The 3680-nt window shown below is 54.5% G+C and carries 6 protein-coding genes; 2 read left to right on the top strand and 4 right to left on the bottom strand.

The window, feature by feature from the left end:
• Positions 1-91: 91 nt before the first annotated feature.
• On the bottom strand, positions 92-271 hold the full coding sequence (locus ACR3FF_RS26155) for a hypothetical protein (protein WP_458191016.1): 180 nt from the start codon (positions 269-271) through the stop codon (positions 92-94).
• A gap of 771 nt (positions 272-1042) precedes the next feature.
• On the opposite strand from ACR3FF_RS26155, the gene ACR3FF_RS26160 reads away from it, so the two are divergent.
• Complete coding sequence (locus ACR3FF_RS26160; protein ID WP_458191017.1) at positions 1043-1216, top strand: hypothetical protein; 174 nt, start codon at positions 1043-1045, stop codon at positions 1214-1216.
• 91 nt (positions 1217-1307) lie between these two features.
• Here ACR3FF_RS26160 and ACR3FF_RS26165 read toward each other — a convergent pair whose 3' ends face one another.
• The 3 genes from ACR3FF_RS26165 to ACR3FF_RS26175 form a co-directional block, all read right to left on the bottom strand.
• Entirely contained in the window at positions 1308-1670 is a 363-nt protein-coding gene (locus tag ACR3FF_RS26165) for a HalOD1 output domain-containing protein (RefSeq protein ID WP_458191018.1), read from the bottom strand.
• The gene (locus tag ACR3FF_RS26170; RefSeq protein ID WP_458191019.1) at positions 1648-2118 is read right to left on the bottom strand and encodes a DUF7344 domain-containing protein; all 471 of its coding nucleotides are present in this window, start codon (positions 2116-2118) and stop codon (positions 1648-1650) included. The genes ACR3FF_RS26165 and ACR3FF_RS26170 overlap by 23 nt, the downstream gene beginning before the upstream one ends.
• A gap of 340 nt (positions 2119-2458) precedes the next feature.
• The gene (locus tag ACR3FF_RS26175; protein WP_458191020.1) at positions 2459-2719 is read right to left on the bottom strand and encodes a HalOD1 output domain-containing protein; all 261 of its coding nucleotides are present in this window, start codon (positions 2717-2719) and stop codon (positions 2459-2461) included.
• Between the two features lie 408 nt (positions 2720-3127).
• On the opposite strand from ACR3FF_RS26175, the gene ACR3FF_RS26180 reads away from it, so the two are divergent.
• Positions 3128-3487: a DUF7344 domain-containing protein gene (locus ACR3FF_RS26180; protein ID WP_458191021.1), complete on the top strand. Its 360-nt coding sequence runs from the start codon at positions 3128-3130 to the stop codon at positions 3485-3487.
• Positions 3488-3680 lie beyond the last annotated feature (193 nt).

Raw genomic sequence — 3680 nt, forward strand, 5'->3', positions numbered from 1 at the left:
CTCCCGAACACGTGGTATCGAGAGGCGAGACAACCAGCTCCGTCACGCCAGACGCTTCTTGAGGAGGTGAATGCAGCACTGTATGCTGGTTTTACGTCTTAACCGAATACGAATGGTCGTCCGCCTTGTCGGGAACCACGGAGGGTTTCATGAACTCGTCTTCGTCTCGGGGATTATGGTCTGCGACCGCCAGTAGGATACGGCGGCGATATGTGGAACTGAGTGTGTCGAGCATGACGTCGAGCGACGCCGAACTGGTGGATTGTTGCATGGTCGTGTGACTGGTGTTGCAGAACGTGAATACTCTGAGATACGCCCCACGTGACGACCCACGCGAAGAGAACGAGGGAAAAACCCTGCGCGACCGGTGCACCCGGTTCAAGCGGCTCCTCCATTGGTGGAGCACAAACGCACAATGTGTACGAGCGTTACTGTACTTTTACAATGGTTCTATAGACGGATAAGAGTAGTGCCAAGCAAACTCGAAAACGAAGTCGAAAGAAACGGTAGATGCACGCTCTGTATGCAATGCGCAACTTTTTGTCAGCCGGTGAAAGTTGCCACAGAGCCGATTTGTACTATCGGCAAATTCAATACGACGACCTGCTAACCATCGTCGGCGTCGGTGTCTCTTCGCGAGGAGGTTCTTGTTGTTTCATTTCCAGTTATTTTTCGAGTAGGCACCGTATAACAATACTCAATGCGGTCATTGGAACAACTGCGAGCGTGGCAGGAAACCCGCTGGCACGTCCCTGCAACGTTCGAGTATCGTGAGCGAACCAACGCCTGTCAAACCACCATGTGGTCCGTCTGGTCGTGCCACAACGTCGCTGACACGACCAGACAACTCGCCTCACGGGGATTTCCGGGACGAGAACGGGTTGCTTGTTGGCAGAAGCACCATCGGCGTACGGTAGGTCGTACTGTGTCGATGGCGGCCACCTCATACGATGTGGCCCCGGTGGTTCGAGTCCACCCCCGTTCGTGCTTTTCGCACCCTTGCTGTTCTTCATAGTGGGTACTGTCGCTGCCGACAATCTCAGTGCTCCAACGTGGACGCCAGGCGGTCGAGTACGAGGTCACGCAAGCGGGGAACGTCCGCTACCGCGCTCCGGCAAGCCAGCACGATGACTGTGTGGACGCGTTGGCACTGGCGTGTCATGAGGAGAACGCTGAAAATGAACGTAAACGGACGGTTCAAACTCCGTTCGTCTAAGATGCCTATCTGACCATCGTGATGCCCCTTCCGACCGTGGCTTAAGTGGCGATACCACCGTCCTAACTGCCTAAACGTTCGCCAAACGATTTTAGGAACGATTTCTGTCGGTCGATTCGTAGACCTGAATCCAGCCGTCACTTCTAACCGTCACCCGATACTCCGTGTATCGGAACTTGACCGTGCCAGCACTTTGACGGTCGTCACTGTTCACGGCTGGCCCGAAGAAGGTATCTTCGAGGGCCGCCGCATCAACACACTCGTAGACCGGGGGCGACTTTACCTGGCTTGGAACAACGCCCTTCGCCTCTGCAATGGCGAAGACGAGGGCGGTCGTGAGCTCCCCATCGTGGTCGGGGTCGTAGTGACGCTGTGCCACCTGTGTCCACTGCGATTCTGGGGTACTGGTTTGATTGTCGGTGCTGGCCGTATTATCGTTCGGGTTCCTCTGCATCCATGTCCCTCCGTGCGTGTGCTTCTTGCTTGATGTCGAGGCTTGCACCCATGCCTTCGAGTGCGGTCAGGACTTGCTCGGCATGCTCGTCGGCACGAATCGTCTCGGTCACGTCATCGAACGTGATGACCGAGTCATCGACGAGTTTCGGCACATGTGCGTGATAGAGCGAGACGTACACCCGCTCTCGTTGATTCTCAGTGACTGCCTGTTCGGACATATCGTTTTCCCATGCCGCGACTTTCGTCGCGAGGTCGGTCAACGACCACTCCGTCTCTTCGAACAGCGTATAACAGAGATACCGTCGCCGGGGATGGCCCAGCGCGGTGTACACGTGCTCGGTTTCGAGGATGTTCGGCGGCAGGGCGTGCCCACTTGGTCGTGTGGACGACGCGGATTTCGGTGTGTCGTCCCCGTTACTTTCGTCACCCATGGTAGTGAGTAGCATAGGGTGCCTAATAAGTGTGGTTCTAATAAATTCTCACTGGAGCGGCTCTGAATTACCGGTTCTTCGGCAGGTGGGCCTCTGTTCGATAGTATATTTAACTCCTCATTGGAAAACAATCAAGCAATAAAGTCGGCAACATCACTCGGTGGTTCGACTGACTATGGCGAGGGCCAGCTTCACTGGCTACACGGGCGAACACGCTCTCTCACGGCGAGCGACGAGGCGAGCGACGATGGCGGCGGGTCGTCACCATTCCAGCTATCTCCGGGTTGTGAGTGCAACTACACTCGATTGGTGGCATCGCCGATGCAGTCCTTATAAATGGGTGTAGCGGGTTCACCTACTCTACCTTCGCATGAACTTCGCCGTCTTGCCAGACGGTGACGGTCGCTCCTTTCACCGTGAACTCAACCGACGAAATTGTGTTTCTCTCGTGGCTGAAAAGCTCGTCGAGGGCGTCAGGGTTGATGTAATCGTAGAGTACCCACTCACCTGAGTCTACGTCGATTCCATCGTGTTCTTCGAGGGCTTCAACAACGATTTCATGGACGTGTATCTTTCCCCCGTCAGTATATCTTTCGGGCTCTGCCGTTACCCACATCCTCATACACCGTTTGGAGACTCTCATGGCAGCTATAATAATGATGCTGGCTCACATAGTATCGAAACGATAATACTCTGACTGCCACATGTTCGGCCTCAATGATGACTTTGCATCCACCACGGTGACCCCTCACGTTGGCGGAGACTGCGTGTTGTTCCGTTATTAGGCGTGGTGGGTCACCATTACCAGTGCGAGGACGGTAGCCATCGACCCGGCCGATGGGGACGGGGGGATAGTTGTATAGGTTCTTCGTTTACCTCTATTGTATCATGAGACGAGCAAAATACAGATATATGATGATGAATCAATCGAACATGCGGGTTGGTATCATATGACATTCAAAGGGCACGATTTAGTGCACTGCACGAACCGGCACCCACATCGGCTGAGCGAGGCGACTCCCCCATGACCGTACCGACTGGGAGAGCGGCTTCCAATGGGCATACACCATCCCTCTCACTGGACACGTATTTCGACCTCTTGGCCGATAAGTGGCGGCGTCACCTGCTGTATTATTTCGCCGATACTACGGCGCATACGGTGACCGTCGATGAACTCGTTACTCATCTCATCCATCGGGTTGATACGGCGGCCTCCCTCGGCAAGAAGCAGGTCACAATCGAACTGCGCCACAAACATCTCCCGAAGTTGGCTGCGGTCGGCGTTATTGAGTATGACTCGCAGGAGAAAGCCATCCACTATTTCTGGGGGACTGAACTCGACGAAGTCGTGGCGTTCGCGGCACGAATGGAACAGGCACCGTAACTGCTGTTCCAGCTTCTCCTGCTCCGTCCGCCAGTCGTAATATACCTATCCTCCTTAATCATGGAATCCCTATAATCGGTACTTCCCAACCGATGTGAGAACTGAAGCTAAAGCGTTGGTCTAATTAGGAAGATGTCTGGTTGAGTGAATGTGTTCAATATCCCTCAGCCAGACGGTGTTCTTTCGGACTCGG

It is taken from the genome of Haladaptatus ordinarius (genome assembly GCF_054177595.1).

Coding starts and splice junctions, on each gene's coding strand:
- ACR3FF_RS26165 (WP_458191018.1), bottom strand. CDS start 1,670: ATGCAGAGGAACCCGAACGATAATACGGCCAGCACCGACAATCAAACC.
- ACR3FF_RS26155 (WP_458191016.1), bottom strand. CDS start 271: ATGCAACAATCCACCAGTTCGGCGTCGCTCGACGTCATGCTCGACACA.
- ACR3FF_RS26180 (WP_458191021.1), top strand. CDS start 3,128: ATGACCGTACCGACTGGGAGAGCGGCTTCCAATGGGCATACACCATCC.
- ACR3FF_RS26175 (WP_458191020.1), bottom strand. CDS start 2,719: ATGTGGGTAACGGCAGAGCCCGAAAGATATACTGACGGGGGAAAGATA.
- ACR3FF_RS26170 (WP_458191019.1), bottom strand. CDS start 2,118: ATGCTACTCACTACCATGGGTGACGAAAGTAACGGGGACGACACACCG.